This is a genomic window from Paraglaciecola sp. G1-13 (genome assembly GCF_055809255.1).
Map to the genome: position 1 here is coordinate 1,326,573 of NZ_CM147903.1, position 25,929 is coordinate 1,352,501.

General features: G+C 44.4%; 29 protein-coding genes. 14 read left to right on the forward strand and 15 right to left on the reverse strand.

The window, feature by feature from the left end:
• The first annotated feature begins 215 nt into the window (after window positions 1-215).
• Window positions 216-875, forward strand: a complete 660-nt coding sequence (gene tmpT, locus AC0L6N_RS05585) for a thiopurine S-methyltransferase (RefSeq protein ID WP_473479683.1) — start codon at window positions 216-218, stop codon at window positions 873-875.
• A 51-nt stretch (window positions 876-926) separates the two neighbouring features.
• On the opposite strand, the gene AC0L6N_RS05590 is transcribed toward tmpT, so the two are convergent.
• From AC0L6N_RS05590 to AC0L6N_RS05605, 4 genes are all read right to left on the reverse strand, one after another.
• On the reverse strand, window positions 927-1,250 hold the full coding sequence (locus tag AC0L6N_RS05590) for a hypothetical protein (protein ID WP_473479685.1): 324 nt from the start codon (window positions 1,248-1,250) through the stop codon (window positions 927-929).
• Complete coding sequence (locus tag AC0L6N_RS05595) at window positions 1,247-2,290, reverse strand: YHYH protein (RefSeq protein ID WP_473479688.1); 1,044 nt, start codon at window positions 2,288-2,290, stop codon at window positions 1,247-1,249. Before AC0L6N_RS05595 ends, AC0L6N_RS05590 begins: the two co-directional genes overlap by 4 nt.
• Before the next feature lie 136 nt (window positions 2,291-2,426).
• Entirely contained in the window at window positions 2,427-3,119 is a 693-nt protein-coding gene (locus AC0L6N_RS05600; RefSeq protein WP_473479690.1) for a response regulator, read from the reverse strand.
• On the reverse strand, window positions 3,116-4,567 hold the full coding sequence (locus AC0L6N_RS05605; protein WP_473479692.1) for an ATP-binding protein: 1,452 nt from the start codon (window positions 4,565-4,567) through the stop codon (window positions 3,116-3,118). Before AC0L6N_RS05605 ends, AC0L6N_RS05600 begins: the two co-directional genes overlap by 4 nt.
• Before the next feature lie 137 nt (window positions 4,568-4,704).
• Here AC0L6N_RS05605 and AC0L6N_RS05610 point away from each other — a divergent pair, with 137 nt between their 5' ends.
• Complete coding sequence (locus AC0L6N_RS05610) at window positions 4,705-4,953, forward strand: hypothetical protein (RefSeq protein ID WP_473479695.1); 249 nt, start codon at window positions 4,705-4,707, stop codon at window positions 4,951-4,953.
• A gap of 116 nt (window positions 4,954-5,069) precedes the next feature.
• Window positions 5,070-5,414 (forward strand): hypothetical protein, encoded by a 345-nt coding sequence (locus AC0L6N_RS05615; protein WP_473479698.1) that lies wholly within the window; start codon window positions 5,070-5,072, stop codon window positions 5,412-5,414.
• A gap of 140 nt (window positions 5,415-5,554) precedes the next feature.
• Here the strand turns inward: AC0L6N_RS05615 and AC0L6N_RS05620 are convergent, their stop codons facing one another.
• Window positions 5,555-6,328, reverse strand: a complete 774-nt coding sequence (locus AC0L6N_RS05620) for a GDP-mannose dehydrogenase (RefSeq protein ID WP_473479700.1) — start codon at window positions 6,326-6,328, stop codon at window positions 5,555-5,557.
• A 299-nt stretch (window positions 6,329-6,627) separates the two neighbouring features.
• On the opposite strand from AC0L6N_RS05620, the gene AC0L6N_RS05625 reads away from it, so the two are divergent.
• Window positions 6,628-7,173: a heme NO-binding domain-containing protein gene (locus AC0L6N_RS05625; RefSeq protein ID WP_011574370.1), complete on the forward strand. Its 546-nt coding sequence runs from the start codon at window positions 6,628-6,630 to the stop codon at window positions 7,171-7,173.
• On the forward strand, window positions 7,166-8,659 hold the full coding sequence (locus AC0L6N_RS05630; RefSeq protein WP_473479703.1) for a sensor histidine kinase: 1,494 nt from the start codon (window positions 7,166-7,168) through the stop codon (window positions 8,657-8,659). The genes AC0L6N_RS05625 and AC0L6N_RS05630 overlap by 8 nt, the downstream gene beginning before the upstream one ends.
• Here the strand turns inward: AC0L6N_RS05630 and nosR are convergent.
• The 4 genes from nosR to AC0L6N_RS05650 form a co-directional block, all read right to left on the reverse strand.
• Window positions 8,637-9,956, reverse strand: coding sequence for a response regulator c-di-GMP phosphodiesterase, NosR family (gene nosR, locus AC0L6N_RS05635; RefSeq protein ID WP_473479705.1), 1,320 nt, complete (start codon window positions 9,954-9,956; stop codon window positions 8,637-8,639). The genes AC0L6N_RS05630 and nosR overlap by 23 nt on opposite strands.
• Window positions 9,957-9,993: 37 nt before the next feature.
• Window positions 9,994-11,679, reverse strand: coding sequence for an ATP-binding protein (locus AC0L6N_RS05640; RefSeq protein ID WP_473479709.1), 1,686 nt, complete (start codon window positions 11,677-11,679; stop codon window positions 9,994-9,996).
• Window positions 11,680-11,717: 38 nt separating this feature from the next.
• Window positions 11,718-12,542: a phosphate/phosphite/phosphonate ABC transporter substrate-binding protein gene (locus AC0L6N_RS05645; RefSeq protein WP_473479711.1), complete on the reverse strand. Its 825-nt coding sequence runs from the start codon at window positions 12,540-12,542 to the stop codon at window positions 11,718-11,720.
• 74 nt (window positions 12,543-12,616) lie between these two features.
• Window positions 12,617-13,174, reverse strand: coding sequence for a response regulator (locus AC0L6N_RS05650; protein WP_473479713.1), 558 nt, complete (start codon window positions 13,172-13,174; stop codon window positions 12,617-12,619).
• Between the two features lie 153 nt (window positions 13,175-13,327).
• On the opposite strand from AC0L6N_RS05650, the gene AC0L6N_RS05655 reads away from it, so the two are divergent.
• A complete protein-coding gene (locus AC0L6N_RS05655; protein WP_473479715.1) occupies window positions 13,328-14,377 on the forward strand; it encodes a putative porin in 1,050 nt (349 codons plus the stop codon).
• A 79-nt stretch (window positions 14,378-14,456) separates the two neighbouring features.
• Entirely contained in the window at window positions 14,457-16,148 is a 1,692-nt protein-coding gene (locus tag AC0L6N_RS05660) for an EAL domain-containing response regulator (protein ID WP_011574376.1), read from the forward strand.
• Here the strand turns inward: AC0L6N_RS05660 and smrB are convergent.
• Window positions 16,145-16,705, reverse strand: a complete 561-nt coding sequence (gene smrB, locus AC0L6N_RS05665) for an endonuclease SmrB (protein WP_473479718.1) — start codon at window positions 16,703-16,705, stop codon at window positions 16,145-16,147. The two genes, AC0L6N_RS05660 and smrB, sit on opposite strands and share 4 nt — an antisense overlap.
• Window positions 16,706-16,817: 112 nt before the next feature.
• Here smrB and prmB point away from each other — a divergent pair, with 112 nt between their 5' ends.
• The 4 genes from prmB to cspE all read left to right on the forward strand — a co-directional run bounded on the left by prmB (window position 16,818) and on the right by cspE (window position 20,631).
• Window positions 16,818-17,747: a 50S ribosomal protein L3 N(5)-glutamine methyltransferase gene (prmB, locus tag AC0L6N_RS05670; protein WP_011574378.1), complete on the forward strand. Its 930-nt coding sequence runs from the start codon at window positions 16,818-16,820 to the stop codon at window positions 17,745-17,747.
• A gap of 70 nt (window positions 17,748-17,817) precedes the next feature.
• Complete coding sequence (gene aroC, locus AC0L6N_RS05675; RefSeq protein WP_473479721.1) at window positions 17,818-18,918, forward strand: chorismate synthase; 1,101 nt, start codon at window positions 17,818-17,820, stop codon at window positions 18,916-18,918.
• Window positions 18,919-18,968: 50 nt separating this feature from the next.
• Window positions 18,969-20,102 (forward strand): MFS transporter, encoded by a 1,134-nt coding sequence (locus tag AC0L6N_RS05680; protein ID WP_473479724.1) that lies wholly within the window; start codon window positions 18,969-18,971, stop codon window positions 20,100-20,102.
• Between the two features lie 322 nt (window positions 20,103-20,424).
• Window positions 20,425-20,631 carry a transcription antiterminator/RNA stability regulator CspE gene (cspE, locus tag AC0L6N_RS05685; RefSeq protein ID WP_006994582.1) on the forward strand — a complete coding sequence of 69 codons (207 nt, stop codon included), beginning with the start codon at window positions 20,425-20,427 and terminating at the stop codon, window positions 20,629-20,631.
• Between the two features lie 126 nt (window positions 20,632-20,757).
• Here cspE and ansA read toward each other — a convergent pair whose 3' ends face one another.
• The 3 genes from ansA to AC0L6N_RS05700 all read right to left on the reverse strand — a co-directional run bounded on the left by ansA (window position 20,758) and on the right by AC0L6N_RS05700 (window position 23,611).
• Complete coding sequence (gene ansA / locus AC0L6N_RS05690) at window positions 20,758-21,765, reverse strand: asparaginase (protein WP_041713537.1); 1,008 nt, start codon at window positions 21,763-21,765, stop codon at window positions 20,758-20,760.
• Between the two features lie 115 nt (window positions 21,766-21,880).
• Window positions 21,881-22,867, reverse strand: coding sequence for a hypothetical protein (locus AC0L6N_RS05695; protein ID WP_473479728.1), 987 nt, complete (start codon window positions 22,865-22,867; stop codon window positions 21,881-21,883).
• 6 nt (window positions 22,868-22,873) lie between these two features.
• The gene (locus tag AC0L6N_RS05700; protein ID WP_011574383.1) at window positions 22,874-23,611 is read right to left on the reverse strand and encodes a dienelactone hydrolase family protein; all 738 of its coding nucleotides are present in this window, start codon (window positions 23,609-23,611) and stop codon (window positions 22,874-22,876) included.
• Between the two features lie 146 nt (window positions 23,612-23,757).
• Here AC0L6N_RS05700 and ppnP point away from each other — a divergent pair, with 146 nt between their 5' ends.
• From ppnP to AC0L6N_RS05715, 3 genes are all read left to right on the forward strand, one after another.
• Window positions 23,758-24,039 carry a pyrimidine/purine nucleoside phosphorylase gene (gene ppnP, locus AC0L6N_RS05705; RefSeq protein ID WP_011574384.1) on the forward strand — a complete coding sequence of 94 codons (282 nt, stop codon included), beginning with the start codon at window positions 23,758-23,760 and terminating at the stop codon, window positions 24,037-24,039.
• Window positions 24,040-24,079: 40 nt separating this feature from the next.
• Window positions 24,080-24,427 carry a Fis family transcriptional regulator gene (locus AC0L6N_RS05710; RefSeq protein WP_473479733.1) on the forward strand — a complete coding sequence of 116 codons (348 nt, stop codon included), beginning with the start codon at window positions 24,080-24,082 and terminating at the stop codon, window positions 24,425-24,427.
• Window positions 24,428-24,505: 78 nt separating this feature from the next.
• Window positions 24,506-24,847, forward strand: a complete 342-nt coding sequence (locus AC0L6N_RS05715; protein WP_473479736.1) for a hypothetical protein — start codon at window positions 24,506-24,508, stop codon at window positions 24,845-24,847.
• Between the two features lie 18 nt (window positions 24,848-24,865).
• On the opposite strand, the gene AC0L6N_RS05720 is transcribed toward AC0L6N_RS05715, so the two are convergent.
• Both AC0L6N_RS05720 and AC0L6N_RS05725 read right to left on the reverse strand, forming a co-directional pair.
• Window positions 24,866-25,408 (reverse strand): cupin domain-containing protein, encoded by a 543-nt coding sequence (locus AC0L6N_RS05720; RefSeq protein WP_473479739.1) that lies wholly within the window; start codon window positions 25,406-25,408, stop codon window positions 24,866-24,868.
• Window positions 25,409-25,576: 168 nt separating this feature from the next.
• Window positions 25,577-25,861: a hypothetical protein gene (locus tag AC0L6N_RS05725; protein WP_473479742.1), complete on the reverse strand. Its 285-nt coding sequence runs from the start codon at window positions 25,859-25,861 to the stop codon at window positions 25,577-25,579.
• Window positions 25,862-25,929 lie beyond the last annotated feature (68 nt).

A 25,929-nucleotide genomic window follows, 5' to 3' on the forward strand; every position in this document is an offset into this window, starting at 1 on the left:
TGGCTAACTAGCCTAGTTGTGTTCAGGTTTGAGATGTCTCGGTAAGCGCTTTGATTGAGTCAAAAAACCTTGACCTAAAGTGGACTTTAAGTGGCATGATGGTGTTTGTTGGTATTTATGAAGGGTCTATATAGGTTTTATATAGATTTTATAAAGTCATTATCAAGTACGGATAAGAAGTCGCAATACTATTTAAGCGAAGTGATGGAGTAAATATGCAAGCGAGTTATTGGCATGAGAAGTGGCAAAAAGGGGAGACGGCTTTTCATCAATTTAAAGGGAGCCCTTTGTTAAAAGCGCACTTTGCTGAACTAGGATTACCTAAATTAAGCCGGCTATTGGTGCCTCTTTGCGGTAAAACCAGAGATATTGCTTGGCTGGTGGCGAATGGTCATCATGTGGTTGCCGCCGAGTTGCATGAGCCCGCTGTTATTCAACTGTTCAAAGATATAGAAATAGAGCCCAAGGTCATGCATTTTGAAGAAATTGACCTAATTCATTACCAAGCAATGGTCGGTGGGTTGATGATTGACGTGTATGTAGGGGATATTTTTCAACTAAACCCAGCGTTGGTTGGTCGGGTTGATGCGATTTATGATCGTGCAGCCTTAGTGGCACTGCCTTTTGATATGCGTGAAAAGTATACCTTACACATGCGCGAATTGACCGGTGCAGCTCCGCAATTATTGATTAGCTTCGATTATGAACAACATTTGTTACCCGGCCCACCTTATTGTGTAAATGGCGATGAAATTACTGGCCATTATGGCCAGCACTATGATATTTCGCAGCTGGCAAGCGAAGATGTAGTCGGGGGCCTAAAAGGTAAACTAAAGGCGAATGAAGAGGTTTGGCTGCTGAAATACAAAACCTGAAGGCGCGAAAAGGCGAGTCATAATTCAGACTCGCCGCAACTGACCGCTTAGCTAGTTTTCCAGCGGTTCGAGTACGATGGTTTTAATGGGCTGATTACGCACACACATCTTAGTGTGCGATATCTTTTGGCAATATCCACTGTATAGCTTGGCGGATTTTTCGTCTATTTGCTTCATGTATTCACATGATTCGCGCAAGGCTTTTTCGCTGCAAGCGAACTGAGCGTCTTTATCTACGTGGCCCTCATGCGCTAGGGCTGATGTCGAAATAGCACATAGCAAAATGGATAAAACAGGGATTAACGGCCTTGAGACTAATGGTTTCAGATACAGAGCTTTTGCTTTTACCTTTATGTTTGCTACTGAATTAATCATTCGCTGCCCAACCATTCACCTTGTTCACCATGAAAACAACCGATAAACATATTCTCACCTGGGCTGGCTACGTGATAGTGATAACCTCGCGTGTTATCGGTATGACCGCGGCACTCATCTAAGTCGGTTTCTTCGAATCCACTGGCGTCTAACATGGCGTAAATACTGTAACCGTCCAGTGCGTAACCTATCTGATTGGCGTGACCATCTTCTTGGTCAATACCTGTAGAGCACCCTGTGGCAGCATGATAATGATAGCCGTCAAATGGATTGATATGCCCACCACAATCGTCAAACGCAGCGATGGTGTAATTGCTCAATATGGCATCCACGGGGGCTTGTGCCGCTAATATCACGCCGTTCAACGATACCCCCATGTTGGCATTGACGTAACTGGGGTTAGATAACGGCACTGGCGTAACAGGCAGTAAAACGGTTTCACTCACACCACCGCCGTAATAATCCAAATCGCATTGCACGCAGTAATTTTGATATTCCGGGTCGACATTTGGTCGCGCAGCGGCTTCGCATGCCTCTTGAGTATCAGTGATGTTTACCTCCCCGGTGCTCAGGTCATATAACTGCCAGCCATCACCGTAAAGCTGATCTAAGTTACTGATAAATTCACCGTCTATGTCGTACACCTCGCCAGAGCCATCAAACCAAATTCCCCCTTGTGATGCGTCAGAGGTGATTGTTGGTGGGCAAAAAGGGCCTATTTCGTCATTCGCTGGCTCGCCCGCGAGGGTAATGCGATAACAGGTGGTTTGTGTACCGCCAGATAAAGTACAGCTTTGTGTTGTGATGGACTCGACGACCGCGTCGTCAAAGAAGAACAGGTCACTAGCGTCAACGGTTGTCTCTGTTTGTGTTTCGCTATCGTTGTCAGTGTCAGTGTCAGTACCAGTATCCGAGCCGGAGTTAGCGGTTGCGCTATCGCTCGTTGTGTCCGTTTGTGTGTCGCTGCCGCCGCACGCGAAAAGTGTGAATGTTAAGGTCAGTAGCAAAATGAAGTGGGAGTAATTTCGTATCGTATTCATAGCGTATCTTTTTTTGTTAACCAGCTATCACTGTAAAAAAACAAAACGCAGAAACGGTGCAGTTATTAAGGATTTGGTGTGCAAAATAAGATGTTGCGTGCCAATAGGCTTTTACGCGTGCTCGGCAATATACCTGTTACATCAGTTTATAACCCACGCCATAAACAGACTGCAAAATAGGTTGAGGATCATTTGTAAGTGCGACTTTATTGCGCAGATTTTTCATGTGGCTGTCGATAGTACGATTGCTCACAATTCTGGCGTCTTCATAACAGCTCTGCATCAAGCTCTCTCTAGAAAAAACCGTTCCTGGTCGACTCATCAGTGTTTTGAGCAGGCGAAACTCGACAGGAGTAAGTTCGGTCACTTGTTCATTAATCTCACACTCAAAGCGCTCAGTATTCAAGCTGATATGTTTGAACGTTAAAATACAGGTTTCATCTGATGAAGGAGCTGCAAATGTGGCTCTGCGCAAAATGGCTTGTACTCGTGCGACCACTTCTCGCGGCGAAAAAGGTTTGCAAACGTAATCGTCAGCACCGAAACCCAAACCCATTAAGCGGTCAATTTCATCTACCCTTGCGGTAAGCATAATAATCGGCACCTGCGAAAATTTGCGCACATCCTTACATATACTCAAACCATCTTTACCCGGTAGCATTAAATCGAGGATGACACAGTCAGGCGTTTTGGTCCTGATGGCATCTTCCGCTTCATCACCATTATGAATGACTTGTGTAGCAAAGCCTTCTATGGTCAGAAAGTCGACCAGTATTTGAGCGATTTTGGGCTCATCTTCCACAATCAGTATCTGTTGTTGATTGCTCATATTTTATCCTTAGTTAACGTAAGCTCCACGCGCACACATAACCCCCCTAGGGTTGATGGTGAGGCAACAATGCTGCCTTTGTGGGCAATAACGATATTCTTGCATATGGTTAGGCCTAATCCGGCACCTGCAGCAGAGCGATTTCGTGAGGCGCTTTGGCGGTATAAAGGGTCGAATAATTTTTCACAATCCTCAGCAGGTACACCGGGTAACGTATCATTGATTTCGAAGACTGCCGAGTGGGCATGATGGGACAATGACACTTGTATTTTTCCGCCTTGTTGAGTGTACAAAATTGCGTTGTTTAACAGGTTGATAAATAATTGCTCAATTCGTTGAAGATCCGCTAGGCAGATGACCTTATCTTGGATTTGAGTCGTTACCTGTAAGCCTTTTTGCTGAGCTTTGCTTGTTAGAGCACTGCACACGTTATGACAAATTTTGCTGATGTCGATTTGGTTAAAGTGGTACTTCAAGCCGCCCACATCAGACATAGAGAGTTGGTAGAGATCGTCCACCAAACGGTGTAATAGCAACGCTTCTTGCTGTAAGGATTCAATTTGCTCAGGCCCAAATGGTCGAATACCCGCTTCCAAGGCATCCAACTCGCCGAGTAAAATAGTTAAGGGGGTGCGTAGTTCGTGGGATATGTCGGCAAACCATCGATTCTTTGCACTACGGTTTTCATTTAATATATGACTTAAGCCATTTAGGTTTCGCATGAGAATACCCAATTCATCAGATCTTACCGGGTTTAGCGATAGGTCATAGTGACCTCGACTTAAACGCTCAACACCGTGAATGACGTCGTTGACTGGCGAAGTGAGCTTTCTGGCCAGTAGCCAGGATGCGATCCCTGCTAAAAGCAGGCATAACAGACCAATAGCAATGCTCGCATACCTTTGCTGCATTGAAAATGATGAGGCGAGCTCGCTCTGGGGCACCGAGTCTAACCAGCTACGTAATTCACCGATTTTCTCATCTTGTAAATAAATGCTGAAACTGACCATATCGTTTGCATCTGAATGAGGTTTTGCCCCTACTAACCATTTACCTTGGGGGTCAAATAAAGCCGTTGGCGGCGCCGCATCTTGCCCGTTACGCCTAGGGGGAGGAGGAGCAGTCCGATTGCCTGGAGAGCCCAGACCTTTGCCTTGTTGCCTTAGAGGGCGGGGTTGATTCAACGCGGGTGGGCGACCTCTAAAATGGATCGGAGGAGTGCTCGCATAGTACTCCAAGCCGGATTCAATCACGGTGCTCCATGTTTTATCACGAGAGTAAGCTGCGCTAAGGGCTACGCTAAGTTCTCCCAGCCGTTGCTGCTCTAGGCCTGCTACAAAATCAAGAAACCCTTGGTCAAAGCTCCAACGAGCAAGTCCTAAGGTGATCAGAAGAGTGAAGGCAGTCAAGCCTAAAAAAGATAAGAAAACTTTACGGAATATATTCATCGCTCAAGTATACCTGTACAAAAGTTCGCTTAACCAGTCAGGGGCAGCAATTTAACCGACTTCTCCATGCAATCTCCACTGTTTCTGCACATTTGCTTGATAGTATTTGTTGTAGACTAAATCTGGAGTAAAAAAATATGCCAATATCAAAAATGTTTATCGTCGCTAGTGTTTTCACACTTAGCAGTCTTACAGCATGTGCACAAGAAGGTCGCGGGCAAGGCGGTGAGCGCCGACCGCCTCCTGAAGCATTTGAAGCCTGTGAAGGTCAATCAGAGGGGGATTCTGTCAACGTAGAAACTAGACGAGGAGACTCAATGAGTGCGACTTGTCAGATGATTGATGACACCTTGGTTGCTGTACCTGAGATGGGCAAAAGAGACTAGGCCGGCAGGACTGTTTCGCGATTAAAACGTTTCCATGTAGACCAAATTGCGTACAGCAAAGATCAACGCGCCCTAGCGTCGACGTTAAATTATCACCCTAAAAAAGGATAACTGAAATGCAAATAAATGCTGCTAACCAATCCATGAATCCATTGGCTTCGTCAGACGTTGGTCGCCCAAAGGGCCCACCTCCACCGCCGCCTGAGGGAGGAATACCACCAGGCATGGAGTCTGCGGTGTCGACCCTATCGAGTGAAGAGCAAAGTGCTGTTACTGATATGTTGTCCAGCTTGAGTAAGGATCAACAGTCATCTTTAAAGTCACAGTTAGATAGTTTACGTGATAACGCCAGCAGTATGTCTGAAGATGAACTTGGTGCACTATTTAAAGATATGCTGACGTCGTTAACCGGCAGCCAGTCGAGCACGTCATCAGTTAATCAGGTTGATACCTACGCGTAAGCATGGGTATTAAACGCTCGCGCACATACGCAGCGATTAATCTTAGTTTTATCATTTAAAAAGGCGCAAATAACGTCGGTTTTTCTCCGATTTGTTTGCGCCTTTTTCCGATTTTTAACTGGGTAATGGAAAATAAGTGCTTACCAGCTTATGCGCCTGATACTCGCTTTGAAACCGTTAAATAGTTGCTCGGTCATTTGACAGCTCTGCTTGTCGATAAACTGGATGACTAATTGCGCGGGTTGATAAAACTCTTTGATGCTGCGAGTGGTCTGGTTACCACTTTGCACTGACGTGACACCAAATGCTTCAGACACTTTTTTGCCACTTTGTTTTTCTAAGATGGGAATAAGCACATCCTTAACTATTTCCGATGCTAATTGTTGGCAGAAGACGATATTATGATAATGCTCTTTGTATCTCAGGCTCAGGCCAATCTGCTCGCAAATGATTTTGAGTTTATCAATACTGACGGAAGTCGTGCTGTCTGCATCGTCATTTACGTAGATCAGTGAATAATCAGAGCGTTTGACCGCATTAAAACCATCGTCGGTTGCAACCAAATTACAGAATGTACCGATTTGGGCCAGTAACTCGGGCAAACCATCTTCGTCTGAGAACGTTCGACCTTGATTGAGCGCGTTGATGCGGCGCTGGTCTAAATCGACACCTATTACTTTGTGCCCAATGGCTGCCATGCAAATAGCCGACAGTGCGCCGTTATGGCCAAGACCAAACACACTAATGCGCTTGCTATTGCGGCACTTTGGTAATTGGTAGCCTTGCGCGCTGCCGTCACTGAAGGCGACGATGCGATTAAAACCACGGGTATTGTCTACTGCAAGCTGTGGTTTACTGCCATAAGCATAGGCATGGTGATCATGTGAATTATCGAACCGCTGAGAATCAAACATTTAATTGTCCTTATATTAATAATGTTGGTCCCAAGTAAATTGTTAGGCACAACATTCATTTAATCTCAAGTTAGCAGTTCTTGTTCCAATTCCTATATATTTAAATATATCAATAGGTTAAGGTTTGATTGCGATACATGTAGGGGCTTGAATGTTGCATATTTAAGACAGAATTACACGCAAAGGTAGACTAATTTACGTTGAGGTTAGCGGTAAAAATCGACTATCTTGGAATTGAACATTACTTGTTAGTCAATGTTGGCTAGTTGTCGAGAGTGTAACGCAGCGGAGAATAGCTTATGAAAGGCATTATTTTTGTAAAGTTGAATCAGTTTGTTGATGAATTATGGGGCGATGAGTTTTGGGACGAATTGTTGCAAGATGCAGAGTTACCCAGTGACGGCATATACACTTCAGTTGCGACTTACGATGACGCAGAACTGTTTACCCTAGTGGGTTTAATCATGGGAAAGAAAGGCCTAACGGGTCAACAGGCTCAAATGGCGTTTGGCCAATGGATGTTCAAACAGTTGTTAGAAGCCGCTCCCCCTGAGGCGCATAAATTTACCGACGTATTCAGCTTTCTTTATGGGGTACAAGATGTTATCCATGTGGAAGTGAAAAAGCTGAATCCAGAAGCGATATTACCAGAATTCGAGTTTATAGAGGAAACAGAGAACTCTTTGAGTTTTCATTATCTCTCTCCGCGCAAGATGTGTTACTTCTGTGAAGGGATCATAGAGGGGCTGGCCGATCATACAGGTCAAAAAGTGGCAATTGAACAACCAGAATGTGAGCACGATGGCGACGCACGATGTGTGATAAAGGTTACCAAAGTTGGCTAAATCGAACGAGGAATTAGAGGCAAGGATCGCCGTTTTAGAGCGTAAAGTCGAGCGAGAAAAGAAAGCCCGAGTGATGTCTGAACAGCACTTAGAGGTGCACTCTCGCGCGCTGTATGAAACCAATCAGTCGTTGCAAACTTCCTTGGCGATGGCTAAGAAAAAACAAGCTGAGCTAGAGTTTTTACGCCAAACCTCAGGTGACGTCTCCTCGGATATATCCTTACAAGAGCTGATAACGAATACGGTGGAGTTAACGGGGCAATTTTTTTCGGTGGAATGTGGCATGTTTATCGTGACGCAAAATGGCCAAGCGTTAGAATCTAAAGTCGACAATATTTGGCGGGCGCCAAATGAGTGGGTCTCTGACAAAGCATTCTTACAGCAAGCAACACAGTTCTTACCCATCCAACAGCAAGAATGCCTGAGTATGTGGTTGGTCTCAGCTATCGATGAACAATCTAGCCAAGCATTAGCCGGATTCAAATGGATAGTGTTTGTTAACTTTGAATTACTCGGAAATAAAATTGCATGGTTAGCGTTTTTTAGCCGAGCGGAATATTTAGACGAAGAGGCGCTCTCTGTGCTCAGCACAGCCAGAGAACACCTGTTGAGCGGCATTACGCGGCGCATTACTGACGTAAGTATTCGAAAGCGCACGGTGGAACTGCAAGACACGGTGAACCGCTTAGAGCAGGCTAAACAGCAACTCATTCAATCAGAAAAAATGGCCTCTTTAGGGCAGCTTGCTGCTGGCGTTGCCCATGAAATTAATAACCCAGTGGGCTTTATTCGCTCAAATCTAGAGATGCTCGAAGAATACCTACAAGATTATCAGCAATTACATGGGTTAATTTCAAAGCAAATTGGTATCTCGGGGCAGTTGGATGCAGCGCAATACAAGTCATTATGTGAAAACATTGATTTAGTCTACATACAACAGGATGCCAAAGATTTACTGGCATCGAATTTAGAAGGGTTAGACAGGGTAAAAGAGATCGTTGAGAACTTGAAAACCTTTTCTCACAGCGGTGATGGCAAACTAGACAAAATAGACATTAAAGCCTGCATTGAAGGGGCGCTGAAAATCGCTTGGAATGCCCTTAAATATGAACATGTAGTGGATAATTTGTTGCCGGAGGATTTACCAGAGGTACTTGGAAACATTGGGCAACTGCAACAAGTTTTTGTGAACTTATTTGTGAATGCCGCTTACGCCATGTCAAAGGGCGGCAAGCTAACGATTAAATCAATACTGACCCCCAGGGTATTATTGATAGAGGTGATCGATAATGGCTGTGGCATGGACAAAAAAACACTCGACCAGCTATTTACACCGTTTTTCACCACTAAGCCTGTAGGCGTAGGGACAGGTTTAGGGTTGTCGGTGTCATACGCTATTCTCGAGTCACATAACGTGCATACACAAGTGCAATCTACCGTAGGTAAAGGAACTCAATTCTCTCTTAGTTTTCCTCTACCTCAGTAGTGTCTGGCGCGGTTTCTGCTGGATGCACATGGATGGCAAAAGACTGGCTTTTTTGTTTTTCATAGTTGGCTAGTTGGCGAATGGAAGCATCAGAAAACACATGGCCTTTAGGCAGCACCAATATGTGATTTTCCGTCAGAATATCTTCTTTTAAACGCATACCATCACGCAGATCAACGACTTGTATTGCCGCGGCAATAAACTGGCCACTGATAAGATCTGGATTTTTGACCAAAATGTCTAGGACTTTGGCCGCGTATCGTAATCCTCGGTATTTCTTCAGCTCATTAATCGCTTCACTATTGGATAGAGGGGTTTTGCCTATTCGCCCTAATTTATAGCGCCAGAAATCCCTCGCGACCGCTAGAATTTGTGCACCTAATGGTATTTGCTCAAGGAAAAGCTTGTTAGGGCCTGTGCCGTCTACGTATTCAAACTGACACGTAATAATATCCAGTTCGTCCCGAAGATGAGTTGCAGGGCTTAAAATTTGTTCAGCATATTTAGTTTGATGCATAAAAATATCTTGCTGATTGTAGTTAAGCTCACTGAAAGGTTTAGCATACAGGGCGGTGTCTAACCCTAATAGGCCGATTTCACAAAGCAGCGATGCAAAAGTAACTTGATTGTGTTCTTTTTCAGGCAGAGACATTTGGTCGGCAATTTTACCTGCTAGATGGCTCACACTTTGCGCAAACCCGCCATCAAGGTGGGGATTAATACTAATGAAATTATACAGTACTCGCTGGGTGGCAAGGGTATTGCGCTCTAGCTTGCGCATCGCGAGTACTATTTGTTTGCTGCGCAGTTTTACTTTTTCATCTAAGTTGTGATTCAAATCCTTCAACAAGGTATTTTGCTTATTAACTAAGTTACTCAGACGCTTATTCTCAAGCTTAAGTTTAATTTTCGCCAGACCATCGTTAACCGTAGTGATGAGCTCGTGGTTATCCCATGGCTTTTGTAAGTAACGGTCGATGTCTCCCTTGTTTACGGCATCAATGGTTGATGACATATCAGAATAACCAGTCAACAGGATGCGATAGCAGTCGGGGATAATTTCAGTACTTTTCTGCAAAAACTCAGCGCCTGACATATTTGGCATTCTCATGTCTGAAACGATGACCTGAACGGATTCTTGCTTTAGAATCTCTAATGCTTGTGCACCACTTTCAGCTGTGATCAGTTTAAAATCTTGCCTGTGAAGAACTCGTTTGATGGCTTTGAGAATATTGACTTCATCATCGACACATAAAACCGTAAACGTGGTCGTTTCGTTTTCTGATAACGTGTTCATATACTGACTCCTATTTTATGAGTTGTAAGGCTCATTATTAGACGGTTTCTGTGGGTAAAGTGGCTACGGGCAAGCTTAAGGTAAAGCGACTGCCTTTGTGTTCTTCGCTGAACACGCTCAGATCGCCGCCATGTTCTTGGGCAATACCAAAAGAAATAGCCAAACCAAGTCCCGTGCCTTGCCCTTCTGGCTTAGTGGTAAAGAAAGGGTCAAATAGGCGCTTTAGATTCTCAGCTGGAATACCATGACCAGTATCACTGACCACCACATATACCAATTCATGATGAGAATAGGTTTCAATAGTGATGACGCCTTGTGGGGCAATACCTTGTGGGGCAATACTTTGTCGGGAAGTATTTTGCGAACCAATTGCTTGACCTGCATTGATGAATAAATTGGTTAGTACCTGACAAATTTTGCCTACATTGATGTTAACTTGAGGGACATCTTGCAGGTGCGTGACGATGTCACAGTGGTATTTAAGTTCGTTGCTGACCATACTCAACGTGGTTTTAACACAGTCATTGATATCAAAGTATTGACTCTCTTTACTGTCAGCTCGGGAAAATTGTTTCAGTCCTGATACGATGTCTTTAACCCGTATTAGGCCTTCATTCGATTCATTGATTAACGCTTGAATGTCTTCTTGCATAAACGCAAGATTTTCACTTTGAATAAATTCAATTAGGCTGTTTTCGAACTTTTTGCGGTCTTCTGGTGTTTCGCTCGATTGCCAATCGGTGATATGTTGCCCCAGCTTAACGTACACATCTGCATACTCTGAAAGAGATGTTAGGTTACTGCTAACAAAGCCTATTGGATTATTTATTTCGTGGGCAACCCCAGCGGCTAATTGCCCAAGAGAGGCCATTTTTTCAGCCTGTACAAGTTGTTCCTGTGTGCTCTTTAATTCAAAGTTGATAAGGCTTAATTGTGCGTTTTTATCTTCAAGTAGTTGCGTTCTTGCCACTACACGCTTTTCCAAAGTTTGATTTAGATGCTCTAGTTCTTCTTGATATTTTTTAACCCGAACGCATTCCGCTTCTAAGGTTTCGACCATTTGGTTAAAGGCGTGGGCAACTTCTCCGAGTTCATCCTTAGTTTTTATCGCAATGCGGGTGTCATTAAAATCACCCGAGAGTACGCTATAGGATATCTTTTTCGCCCCAGCCCTTAGCAAACCAAGTTGGCGGGTTAAATAATGACCCAAAGCATATGAAAATAAAGCCACGAGAATTAACTCTACAACTGCAATGGAGGTGGTCCATTGTTTTATTTTGGCGATAGAAGTGACGGCCTGCTCTGTGCTCATGCCTATTTCCACGCGACCATAAACAGTATCCCCTTCAATGATATCGGCGTAGGTGTCAAAGATGCCATCGGTGACGTCGGACATATGCATATCGGCGTTAAATGCACGGGCCAATGCTGAAGCAGAGCCTTTTTGCGATAAAATGCCCTCAGTGCTACTAATGACTCGAGCGTATTCTATACCGGGGTTTTTAAGCGCTTCAGAGACAAAATCATCCAGTGACGCAAGATCGTACGAAAGGACAGCATCTTTGGTGGTGGTTGAGAACAAAGTCGCAGTGGTAGAGGCATGTTTAATCAAGTCTTTGTTCACAGATTGACTTAAAAACGTCACGGCGGTAATGATTAACGAAAGCAACAGCACGGCTTCTATGCTGGCAATACCTATTATTGTTTTTCGACGCAAAGACATGTGAGACTCCCGTTAAAATATTCTAAGCATGACGCGTATTAAAGCGTTTTAATGCCCAAGGCCCGAATGTCATCCCAGTCATTATCTTCTGCGCTTTCAAAAGCGCTAAAGTTAATGGTTTTTAGCAGACCCTTTCCTTGTTTTGTTTTGTCTAGGCTAAGTAAACTTTGTAGTACTCGTTCACGAACCTCCAACGGGACACTCATGTGGCTAGCAATGGCGTGAGGCGTGTGCGCTTTGGTTTTCCAAAGGACTCGCAGGCTATCTCTGACTTGCTCTGGTGCATTATTGAACGTACGCATAATGCCGCCTCCTGCAGGCAGCAAACCTCTTGCGACAGCAAGGTAAACAGAGTCGTGAGAGGATACGTAGCGGCTTTCAATCAGTATATTTTGAGCTTGTAAGTCAGCTTTAGGCAAAAGCGTGGCAGCAAATGCCGCAGGAGCAGGAAATGCCAAGGTCAGGTTTTCTAATTGCTGCAGGGTTGTGATGGGGGAGTCTTGTTTGACCACGATGATCCCCTGAATAGATTTATTTCTTTGCTTTGCTAGCGCTTGGTAGCCTGCCGTTTGGTTGAACACAGTAAAATGGTACGGGTTCATATAAGCAAAGTCGTATTCACCACGCTCTAAACGTTGTTCAAATATGGGGATATTGGGTGCCGTAGTAAATACAAGTTCAACCCCACTAGTTGCACTTATTTCCTTTAATAGTGGGGTCCACAACTTGGCTAGTTTTTTCGCTGATTGTTGAGGCACAACAGCAAAGGTTAATGCTTGCTGTGACTGCTTTTCAGCGGCCAAAGCTGGCAATGTGGTTAAAGCGCAGAATAAAAAAATACAGCCTAGAAAACGTTTTTTCATCTTGTACTCCTATCATCGTTCGAAAGTGAACAAAAAAACAATCAAAAAGAGACCAACACGTGTGTAGCCAAAAATTATTTAACCAGCAGGCTTTCAATCGTGTTTAGTAATTCTTTGTTTGAAAATGGTTTAGACAGTGACATATCAGCGCCCAAATCGACTGCCTGTTGTCGTTGGTCTTCTCCTAGGGCTGAAATAATTAGTATTTTCAACGATTTATCGTCGTAATCATGGCGGGCAAATTTAACGATGTCATAACCGTTAACCCCAGGCATGCTTAAATCGAGTGTCATTAACTGCGGTTTGAAACTGGTCAACAACGCACCTGCCATAAAAGGGTCTGTCGCTATAACACTTTTGAAGCCGGCGCGAGTGGTTACTCGGCTTATGGCTTTTGCCACTTGCAATTCATCGTCAACTATCAACACACGTGTCTCTTTTGTTTGAAACTCAGTAGGGATAGGTAGCTCGTTATCTTGCAAAAATGCGAGAAAATCTTCTTCTTTCACACGGTTATTACCACCACCAGGCAACTTGTAGCCTTTGAGTCTGCCACTATCAATCCAGCGGATAACCGTGCGCAAATTAACGTCACAGTACTTCGCTATTTCACCGGAGGTTAATGTTTTCATTGATTTCTCTTGGCTGTCATTACGTATGATTAGTTTATACCATTTATGACTAAAATGACAAATAGGACTAAAGTGTAATATGTGACAATAGTGACATTGTGTAATTATTAGTCTCACGAATTTAATGTTATCTGTGATGGCAAGGAGTTTTCGATGGAGAAGTTTATGTTGCGAGTACTCATAGCGCTCAGTGCAGTACCCAGTGCAGCGATTGCGAGTGATCTTGATGTATTTGGCAATATGATTCTGAGATACGAACATGAAAGCCAGCACAATAATTTGCCAGACCGGGAGCGTCTTCGCTTGATTGCCCGTTTAGGGCTCAAGGCTGACATCAATAATAATTGGTCTGCACAGGGACGTTTAAGTACGGGGTTGAAAAATAAGCAAAATGTACCAGCCATTACTGTCGCTAGATTTAATACACAGCCTCAGCCAGATAACGATGTGTATGTAGAACGCCTATTTATGACTGGAAAATTTAATTCAGGAAAATCCAGCCAAGCTCAGCTTTATATCGGCAAAATTCCGTGGCAATCGAAGCAAGTCACTGACATATTTTGGGATAGAAATTTGCACCCTATTGGCGTTCACCTGAATTATCAGTTCAATGAACAGCATCAACTGCAACTCGCATCACTGAAACCTCTGGATGGAAACAGCGATGTAATAGGTCTGATGCACATCATACAGTTGAATATGAACTATGATTTTAAGGGGATAAAGCTGAGGGTTTCACCTTGGCTGGTGGATTACCACGGTCAGCAGGGCGCAAGGTATGCGAAAAAAGACACTGAGCTAGATAACCGTTCGATACGCCTGTCCACGAGTGTTGGCTATCAAGGATATAAATTGGGCGTAGATATAGGGCATTCGTTGGAAAGCTTCTCACAGTTCGACCAATTTAATGATCAGAAAACCAGCCTTGCTGTGCAGTTTAGCCAAGGTACTTTAAAGCAAGTGGGCAATTATGCTTGGCATATAAGGTACGTGCGGGTCGAACGTTTTGGTGTGATTAATGAATTTGCGCAAAACGGCACCGCTAGGTTTGCTACCTCGAATTTGCAGGGGGTTGATATTAGATTGCGCCGGAAAATGAACCATAACTGGTGGTTAGGTGCCCGCGTCAGCGACATTAGAACTATTAAAGGGAAAGACGAACAAGGTGTTCGAGTGCGAATTGAAGGGCAGTATCAGTTTTGAACATCAACATACTAAAAATCAGTGCTCTGTTACTTAACACTGTCTTAATTAACATAATAATGCTTAGGGGCTAACGCAAATGAACAGCCAGCAATTACATGCCACTCCGGCGACAGGTAAGCTTTTAGTTGTGGACGATGAACCGAATATTTTATCGTCATTAAAACGCTGTTTAGTGAAAACACCATTTGAAGTCTTTATGGCCAATAGTGCTCAAGAAGGGCTTGCCATAATGCAAGAGCACAACATTCAAGTGGTGCTGTCGGATTTTCGTATGCCACAGATGTCAGGTGCTGAGTTTCTCGAGCAAATTAAGCAACATCACCCTGATGTGATATCCATGGTACTGAGTGGTTTTGCAGATTTTGATTCAGCTATCGGTTTATTAAACAGCGGTGCGGCGCATAAATTTTTGCGTAAGCCTTGGAATAATCAACAGTTAATAGAAGAAGTCGACGGCGCGTTTGTTGAATATCACGCCAGAATAATGAATCGGCGCGTATTAGAAGGCGAGCACAATCCTGAGTATTACGCATTTGAGCAAGCGGTGCGCGACCAGTTTGAGATGCAACAAGAGTTTTGCCTCGTTTCGCTTAAAATTAAGGACTACGACTACTTAGAACAGCATGCTGGGCCGGGTATTTTCACTGGACTGTTAACTGAAATTAGAGGATTAGTCAGTAGCGAACTGCCACAAGGCAGTAAAACGTTTGCCTTTGACAGCGGCAAAATTTTCATCATCATTCCTGATTTTGAAAGTGAAGAGGTGATCCGTCGTCGCTTATCAGCCATTAACCACAAATTAAACGAGCCCAATACACAGCGCAAAGGCTGCGTGAAAATAAACTGTGTGATGGGGTATGCATTGGCTCCCACTGATGGCGAAGACCCAAGCAGTTTGATGGAAAACTTGCGTTGCGCGTTTTCAGTCGATAATTCAGACAGAGAAAGGTTGTGCCGTTTTGATTCAGCCTTGCGTGACTTGCAGCAACGCCAGCTTAAGATTAAAAACTCCATTAATGGTGCGCTACGTGATAACCAGTTCTTCTTGCATTTTCAGCCGAAAGTGCACTTACCCGATCAGCAAATTGATAGCGCGGAGATCCTTATCCGTTGGCAACACAATGAATTGGGATGGATCCCGCCCAATGAGTTTATCAATTTGAGCGAACTAGATGGACAAATTGAGCAAATCGGCGAATGGCTGATAGATCAAAGCGTAAAGAAAATTGCTGAGCTTCACCATTTCACTCCTGACTTGAAGCGTGTCGCGATAAATATTTCCTCAAGACAGCTAGCTAATCACAGCGTAGTGGAGCAATTCGAACACTTGTTGGATAAGTACGCATTGCCGCCGTCACTCATTGAGCTGGAAATTACTGAGTCTTGCCTGATCCAAGATTTTGAGCAAACGTTGGCGATCTTATGGGAGCTTAAAGAGCTTGGTGTAAGCATCGCTATGGATGATTTTGGCACCGGGTACTCGTCTTTCGCTTATCTGGCAAAACTACCTATTGATGTGCTGAAGCTTGATAAAGTGCTGGTGGACGGCATTGAAGGCTGCAAGGAAATTCAGAGCATGATTGGTGGATTGATTGCTATGTGTCATGAACTAGGTATTGATGTGGTTGCTGAAGGGGTTGAACTAGAAGGGCAGGTTGCGCTATTGAAGCAACTCAACTGCGACTACATTCAAGGGTATTATTTTAGTAAAGCACTTCCTAAGCCTGAGTTTGAAAAATTGTTATTACAACAGCCGTTTATGCACTAATACTTGCTGTGCACTTGGGGGAGGTCTATCAGTACTAATACGGCGCCTTGACCACCCCATTCCAATGGGGCCTGGTGAAAGCCTTTTACGCTGGGGTGCTGAATTAACCAGTTTGGTACATTCTTTTTCAGCACATAACTGCCGATACCATGGACGATACAGACACAGTGGTAATGCTGTTTTTGCGCTGCGTAAATGAGCGCGGCAATTTCCAATTTCGCCTGTTCTTTGTTCAACCCATGTAGATCCAAAATGAGGTCAGGTGGGTACTCACCGCGACGTAAACGTTTCACTTCGAAAGAGTCGGCCCCGGGCTGAACGTATTTGAGTGGCTGGTGGCTATCAAAGTGTCCTTCAAATCCGTCCGAGAATTGAAAAGTTGCATTTCGCTGCTTAACGTCATTGAGGCGATCAAGCTTTTTAGCTAAATCCGCGGATTTATGCTTGCTGGAAAGGCGTTGAGGCGGTATTTTGTCCTGCTTTATTGGCTTTACATCAGTAAACTCACTTCGAAATAGTGCCGTGTCAGATGGTTCGAGGGGGGGCGTTTTTTTCATAGCGTTGAATAGCGGGCTTGATGTAAGGCATTTATTCCGCTTAGTTTAGCAAAATCTGGGTAGTGAAACTACGAAGAGCCGTTGATTAAGCAAAACAAATTTTAGGGTGAAAATGAATAACCGCGTGGATACAGAACAAGCCGTGAATGATTTGCATACAATGCTGGATATGGTGCGTTGGTCGGTCAGTCAATTTAATCAAGCCGGTTTGTTTTATGGCCATGGTACTGATAACCCCTGGGACGAAGCGGTGTGTTTAGTACTACATACCTTAAATTTGCCTCAAGATATGCTGGAGCAAACAGGTGAACAGTTGTTTCAAGCTCGCCTAACCCAGATTGAAAAACGTGATATCGCCGCACTGGTTCAGCGCCGCGCAGAAGAGCGGATACCGTTACCGTATTTAATGCACCAAGCGTGGTTCTGCGGCTTACCATTTTATGTTGATGAGCGCGTATTAATACCGCGTTCGCCTATTGCTGAGCTGATTGATGATAAATTTGCGAACTGGGTGTCAACACCCCCTACGCATATTCTTGATCTATGTACCGGCGGTGGCTGCATCGCTATCGCGTTGGCGTACGCGTTTGAAAGCGCAACGGTTGACGCGGTTGATATCAGTCCTGAGGCGCTTGAAGTGGCTGAAATGAATATTCACGAGCATCAATTGAGCGATAGAGTATACCCTATTCAATCCGATTTAATGGCTGCGCTAGAAGGGCAAAAATACGACTTAATTATCAGCAATCCGCCCTATGTGGACGCAGAAGATATGGCTGACTTGCCCGAAGAATTTCATCATGAGCCAGAGCTTGCATTAGCGGCAGGCGATGATGGATTGGACTTAGTGCATAAGATGTTGCGCCAAGCACCAGCGCATCTAACTGACGATGGTTGGTTGTTTGTGGAAGTGGGTAATAGCCAGTTCCATATGGAGCATATATACCCTGATTTAGCGTTGCAATGGGTGGAGTTTAATCGAGGTGGTCATGGTGTGTTTGCAATCAGTAAAAGCGATTTAGAGGCATATTTTGCCCGATAAGTGACGCAAGCATCTCTTAAGCAATTATTATTAAGCATTAGAAACTACCGAATACGAGGAATATAACACTATGGCTGGCAATACCTTTGGCAAGCTTTTTACTTTAAGTACCTTTGGCGAGAGTCATGGCATTGCTATTGGCGGTGTTATCGATGGTTGTCCTCCTGGTTTAGAAATCAGTGAAGCGGACTTGCAAGTAGATTTAGATCGTCGTAAACCAGGTACCTCACGCTACACCACAGCACGACGTGAAGAAGACGAAGTGCAAATTCTCTCTGGTGTGTTTGAAGGCAAAACCACGGGTACCAGTATTGGTTTGCTGATTAAGAATACCGATCAGCGCAGTAATGATTATTCAAAAATTAAAGATACCTTTAGACCTGGCCATGCTGATTACACCTATCAGCAAAAGTACGGGCTACGCGATTACCGCGGAGGAGGTCGTTCTTCTGCACGTGAAACTGCAATTCGAGTGGCCGCAGGTGGGGTAGCAAAAAAATTCCTTAAGACCCATTTAGGCATTGAGGTGCGGGGATATTTGTCACAGCTCGGTCCGATTAAAATCGACAAGGTTGATCACAGTGTGACTAACACGAATGCGTTCTTTTGCCCTGATGAGAGCAAGTTAGAAGCGTTAGATGACTATATGCGTGACCTTAAAAAACAAGGTGATTCGATTGGTGCTAAGGTTTCTGTTGTTGCGACCAATATGCCTGTTGGACTCGGTGAGCCTATATTTGACCGGCTAGATGCTGATTTAGCCCATGCCATGATGGGCATCAATGCGGTAAAAGGCGTTGAAGTGGGGGATGGGTTTGACACCGTCGAACAAAAGGGCAGTGAGCATCGAGATTTAATGTCCGCTGATGGGTTTAAATCAAACCGTTCTGGGGGCGTTTTAGGCGGTATTTCAAGCGGCCAGGATTTAGTGGTGCATATGGCGCTCAAACCTACTTCAAGTATCAGCGTGCCGGGAGAAAGCATTGACATCAATGGCGAAACAGCAGAGGTCGTCACCAAAGGTCGTCACGATCCGTGCGTGGGCATCCGTGCGGTCCCTATAGCAGAAGCCATGATGGCCCTAGTGTTGATGGACCATTATTTGCGTCACCGCGGCCAAAACGCGGATGTGCAATCTATCACGCCCGTTATTCCTGCCCAAAGTAAATAAGCGTTTACGTGGTAGCGACTCAGGCAGCATTTTCCAGAGGCAATCTGGTGATGCTGTCTTTAACTTTCTTTTTGTATTTTGGTCAACTCGGGGTACTGGTCCCTTATCTGGGCGTGTTCCTTGACGGTCGAGGATTTAGCTCACAAGAGATAGGTGAGTTATTTGCGCTTATTACCCTGATGCGCATTATTGGGCCGAATTTGTTTGCTGCTTTTGCTGACAAGTCAGGCAAGTCTCTGAGCATTCTGCAGTTCGGGGCGTTTCTTACTTTTGCTACATTTTGTTCCATCTTTTGGTTAAACAGCTTTTGGGGACTCACCGTCGCGTTTGGTTTGATGATGCTGTTTTTTACCGCGATTGCGCCGCAAACTGAAGTGATTACCCTTGGCAGCGTGCGTGGTGACGCGACAAAATATAGTCATGTGCGCTTATGGGGAAGCATAGGCTTTATTGTACTGACAGTGTTGGCGGGTAAACTTATTGATGTGTTCTCGAGTGAGGCGCCTATCTATCTAAGTGGTGCTGTGCTGCTAGGATTGTTTTTGGTCACACTCGGCTTAAAAGAAGCTAGCGCCAGCGGCCGCACACTGACTGGCGGTGAATCAATTTGGAAAAAAGTGCGCACAAAAGTGTTTATTGGCTTTATTGTGTCCTCGACATTGATCCAAGTAAGCTTTGGCCCTTATTACGGTTTCTTTGCATTGTACGCGAGAGATTTAGCTTACACTGGCCAAGAAACGGGAGCCTTGATCGCCTTGGGTGTTGCGGCAGAAGTAATCATATTTTTACTCGCTGGGAAGCTGATTAGTCGCTTTGGTGTTAAGTGGACATTGTTAGTCAGTATGCTTCTTACTGCATTACGCTGGTATCTGTTGGCTGTTGCTGCACAGCATTGGCCTGCATTGGTCGTCAGTCAGATGCTACACGCATTTAGTTTTGGGTTGATTCACGCCGCTTCAATTAACTTTATTCACCATTATTTTGGCCATCAGTTTCGTAGCCAAGGACAAGCTTTATACACCAGCATCGGATTTGGTGTAGGGGGAGCGGCAGGCAACTTCGGTGCTGGATTGATATGGGAACAGGGGCAGGGGGCGGAAATCGCTTTTACAATCGCTACCGTATTCGCGTTATTAGGCGCTGCTATGGTCGCCTGTATTCCTAGCCGGTATATGCCGAAATAGTGACTTTCTAGGCGCAGTAATCTGCGCTGTTTCAAGCCTTGTTATTAACATGCTTTTTACATGTACGTGGGAGCGTATGTATTTGATTTCATATCGATAAAGAAGAGCTCGTAAGACCAGTGAAATTGATAATAATGGTTGACGTTACTGTGAGGGGTGTTATTCTAATCGCGCTTGAAAGTACGTTTGATATTTATGCACACTGTTTCGATGTTCCATTGTAGTACCTCGTCTTGTATATCATAAGTAATAGCAACACGCTTCAGCAAACCTCGCCTTGAAAAAGGTTTTTTTATTACTCTTGAAAATTATAGGAAAGACTATGTCTACTACTACTGGTACAGTTAAATGGTTCAACGAATCTAAAGGTTTTGGTTTCATTCAGCAAGAAAATGGTCCTGACGTATTTGCTCACTTCCGTGCAATTACTGGTACTGGCTTCAAAACACTAGCTGAAGGCCAAAAAGTTGAGTTCACTGTAACTCAAGGCCAAAAAGGTCCTCAAGCAGAGAATATCGTAGTACTTTAATTCAAGCTTGCTTGATTAAATACGAATTCCAAAAAAAGGCAAACTTTTAGTTTGCCTTTTTTTATGCTTGAAATTCAGTCTTTTGGTATAGGTCAGGCCTCAATAGAGTCGACCTATGCATGGCTGTTAGACAGTCAGCTCACCCTTAAGGTTACTGGTGAGTCTTTGTTTCATTTCTGACACACTTAAAGTTTTACTCAGAAGGTAATGCAGTTTCGCGAGTGCAGCTTCTGGTGTCATGTCTCCTCCTGAAAGTACCCCCACATCCTGTAGAACATTACCATTGGCATAACCGGACATATTGACTTTTCCGCGCAGGCATTGGGTACAGTTAACGATTAAAATGCCGTTGTCATTGGCTTGCTTGAGTTCATTCAACAACGCTGGGTTTTGCGGCGCGTTACCTACACCGTAACTAAGCAGAATAAGGGCTTTCACTGGCTGTTGCAGAATGTTGCGTATCACTTCTGCGCTGATCCCTGGATATAAGCTAACCACGCCCACCGGTTGAGGTGTAACGCTGCTCACGACCAGAGGTTGCTGATCAATCGGTGTGACTTTCCCTGCTTTTACCTCAATGTTAATACCAGCTTTAAGCAGCATCGGAAAATTGGGTGAGCCAAATGCATCGAAACCGTCAGCGTCTAATTTTCGACTCCGATTACCGCGAAACAGCTTATTGTTGAAGTACAGGCTCACTTCAGGAATAGGGTAGTTAGCCGCCAAATAAAGGGCGTTTAGTAAGTTCTCTTGGCCATCAGATCGTAATTGCGCTAACGGTATTTGCGAGCCAGTGACAATAACCGGTTTACCTAGGTTTTCCAGCATAAACGACAGCACGGACGCGGTGTATGCCATGGTATCAGTGCCGTGTAGAATGATAAAACCGTCATAATCTTGATAATTTTGCTTTATGTCATCCGCTATTTGTTGCCAATCTTTTGGGCTCATATCCGCAGAATCGATCAAGCTATGATATTCATTGATGGTGAAATCAGGCATTTCTTGACGATGAAATTCAGGCATCTTAGCGATAGTTTCAGATAAGAACCCAGCTGCGGGCACATAACCTTTTGATGAGGGGCGCATGCCGATAGTGCCGCCCGTATAAGCAACATAGATTTGTTTTTTCACTTTAAAACTCGTAGGACTTAATTTAAGCGAATTGTAACCCAATAACTGGTTAAAAACCCTCTGTACTAAGCGCTTAGTACAAACCGCTTAGCATAAACCGCTTAATGCGAAGTGTTTAGGGTAAGGCCTTAACGCCCTCTGTTGGCGTGACATTGCTTGCAAACGCTTGGGGATAGAGCTGACGAGCTGGCAAGTTTTCAAATGAGGCAAGCAGCTCAGTGAAAACAGGTGCCCCGAGTAATCCATCTAGATCATTCATTACTTGCCCAGCACTAGCGTATTGCTCGTTGCAGCAGAATTGATACTGGCTAATCAATTTGCTGAGCCGAGTATGGTGCTGTTCAGCCAATGCTTTATCTGCAAGTATGAAAAAATAAGCACTGCCCCAATAAGCGGCAGGGTATTGTTTTTGGCTCATTAAACGCCTAGCAATAGAGGCCGGCGTTAAGTCGCTGTTGAACCATTTCAAATGAGGGGCTATTTTATTTTGGTAATTTTGCTCCAACGAACCCTCAAGTATCCCTGCGTTTGCCATGATTTGATACTGCATAAAACTAGCGAATCCCTCGGCAAGCCAAGCATAGTTTCCGCCCAGATAGGGAAGCGCTAAATGGCTTATTTCGTGATAAATTGTCCAATCGCGAATGAATTTATCTTGCTGAAAACGGCTGTCCACGTGTAAATAAATACGCTGAGGTTTATCCCGTCGCGTGTAAGCCCAAGGTACAGGTTGATTAGATTTTTTAGGCACCAGATGAAATATTAAGCGTGATGGATACACCCCTAAGGTATCTCGGGTGGCATTGACGCCTGTTTTCACCCATTGCTTTAATTTTTCTTTATCAGCGGCATTGAAACGCTTAAATCCGTGGATCTCAAACTGATCGAACTGCCCTGCATTTATTTGTCTTATTCTGCTTTCAACACGCTCTACTCGCGCGCTCTGGGTGTCTTCAAGCAAGGGGGAAGTCATTGCTTGGGTATCGAACAAAACAGCCAATAAGAGCAAATTAAAGCACAAAGAGCGGCGTCGAGGACTGCGGATAAACCGCGTGGAGTTGGGGGCGAGGCCCCCTGAAATTAGCTTTGCAGCGGATAGCATTGAAGATCAACTCAGGCAGCGGTTGAACATCTGTATCGCCATTTGGTAACACTCAAGAGCTAGAGCAGGATCGTATCTGTCACCTTCATCGCGCATAAATGCATGCTGGGCATTGAGCTCATGCCAAGTGAAGTTGAGGTTGTGATCTTGCATAGTGGCGTTGATCAGTTCTCTGCCTTCTCGGGATACGTGTGGGTCTTGTTTGCCAAAAATCATACACAGCTCAGCTTTAATTTTGGGGCATTGGCTCAAGGAGTCATTGCCATGAGCACAGGGTAAGGTGTTGGAGTGAATGTCTGTTGGGTATAAACAAAAGGCGCCGTCTACTCTTGGGTTCAAAGCAGCCCTAAAGGCAAGATGGCCACCAATACACACGCCCATAGAGCCCACCTTTGCATTGCAGTAGGTCTGTGAATCGATGAAGTTGAGCATGCTTTGGGTGTCGCTGTCGTGTTGCTCCAAAGGCTTGGCGAATTTATCCGCATTGCCTTTGTCTTTACCTATATCATCATAGGCAAGTACGGTCCCGGCTGGATTTAGCTCATGAAACACCTCGGGTACTAACACAACAAATCCGTGTCCTGCTAGCAGTTTGGCGCTGCGAGTTATTGGTGCCGTTTCTTGAAATATCTCAGAATAAAAGATAATGCTAGGATAAGCGCCAGCACTGACAGGTCGGTAAATTGACGTTTGCATATTGCCACTTGGCGTAGAAATAACGGCTTGATGAGATTGAATGATCATAGCTGATTGAAGTCACTGAATAAGAGTAGGCCTAAGAGTAAATCAAGGAAGGCTATCTTTGAAGAAAAAGATAGTATCGGCTGTGCAGGTGACCAGTAAAGCTGCTACATTAACGCCCGCAAAAATAATCTAACTGGAGTGGAACGATGTTTAACGTAAATGAATATTTTGAAGGTAACGTAAAATCTATCGCATTTGACACAGCAGTGGGTAACTCTACGTTAGGGGTTATGGCGCCTGGTGAGTATGAGTTTGCCACCTCACAGCATGAAACCATGAGCGTAGTCAGCGGTGCAATGACCGTTTTATTACCAGGCGAAAGTGAGTGGAAAACCCTTACCGCCGGCCAAGTGTTCACAGTAGATGCTAACGTGAAATTCAAAGCGCAAGTGTCAGTGAATACTGCTTACCTTTGTGACTATGTATAGTTGCTAAGAAACTAACTGTCGGTAAAGGCGAATAACGAACATGCAAAAAACGGTTAAGAAGCTCGATAACAATGTGATAAAAGCGTTGACCATTGTTTGTGAGCAAGCCAAACGCGAGGTGCCGGGCTTTGAATGGATCACCCATACAGCTAGCTATGACCGCTTCCCTGGTAGTTTAGCGGTAATTTGCGTGTTCGATACTCAGGCCTCGTTAGAGCAAGTGCAAATGCATGAACAGGATGTGTATTTGCGCCGCCAAATCCAAGCGCAATTGCTCAAGGTGGGGATTAAGTTGAAAGATGCTCGTCATCATGTGCGTTATGATACTGAGCAAGCATGTGAAGCGCAGAACAATGGCAATTGGCAGCTGCGTTTAAAGCAACACTGACAGATTCGGTTTTATGTTTAGGCAGTCATGCCTAGGCCATATATTTATACCCAACCATGACATGATAAGAGCTTCCCTTTGAATAAAAACGTACCCAGTGCAACGGTGACATTTCGCTTTTTGAACCTGGACAAGATGCAAGCGTTTACCTTGGTAAGAGAAGTTGAGGGGGCTCATTATGTCGCCGCAGACGTTGCAGGTAAATATGTTGGGAGCGTGGAACTTGCAGAGCAACGATTTGATGAATTAAACATATTTTTTGTTCGTCAGCAGATAAACATAGCCGAGTGCGATATTCATATTGCTGCGGTGTTAAACCATAATGACCAGCAAGTAGCCGCGCCGCCGATGGTGAACAAATTGCTAAAACACATCGACTGTCAATTGACGTTTTCTGTTATTAAAGGCGACTCAGTGTAAAGTCGCCTTCTATTGTCGCTAGTGCTTATTCTTATTCGCCAAGCGGTCGATTATCGCTTTATGTTGGGGGAATTTTTCGAGTAGTGCTTCACGGTTTATTTCTATCATATCTTCTTGTTCCCAGCCGGGGGCTACCGCTTCACTGACTAAACCGTATGTGCCAACAGGCAATTCAGCCGCTTTATAGGTTCCACCAGGAACGGCGAGTTGTAATTGCTGACCGTTTTGGATATCAGGCCCAACGACCACTTTCTCGTATCGCCCATCAGGGTAAATCATGTGATACGTGATTGGCGCACCCATATGATAAAACTCAATGCCATCAGAGTGCTTGGTGTGAAAATGATCAATGTTGTTGTCGTCGGTCAACATGTAGAAAATAGCCGTCATAGTGGTTCTGTCACCTCGAGGGGTCGTGACTTTATCTCTGTGATTGGCTTTGAATGTTTGACGAAAATATCCCCCTTCAAAATGATGTGATAACTTGAGCTGAGATATGACTTGCTCTTTGCTCAGCTGGGGTACGGGAGGATTTGCTGCCATTAGCTCAGTGGTAAACATTGCGCTGCTTACTAGGCTAAGTGTTACCAGCGTTTTTTTAATCCTGAGAATAGCTGTTGATTTCGTTTTAGACGTTGCGTTGCACTGCATGTTATCGTTTTTACCCTTGCTGTATACGTTTATTGCGTTGAGTATCTGGGGAGTAACTTAAATATCGCGCCTGTCAGGTTATGATAGAGGTTGGACTGTTTCGTCCAAGGTTACTGTTTTGGCATCGACTCGATCAATTATTTTGATTATGGTGGTTTGTACGGTTTCATCTTTGCGAATATCGTTGTCGCTACTGAAACTTTCCGTCATTGGCGCGGCGTCTTCTTGCTCTATAAAGCTCACTTCCACTTTACTTGCTAGCGCACTCGTTTCACCAAAATACTGAATACTGATCATAGGGTACCCGTGAAAGCCACGTTTAACCCGTTTCTCGATACGTTTTTGCGCTTTATCTAGGTTCATTTTTCATCATCCGATAGGTAGATAGATTTTAAAATAGGCGTCACTAGTGTGATGTCGCTACTGCATTT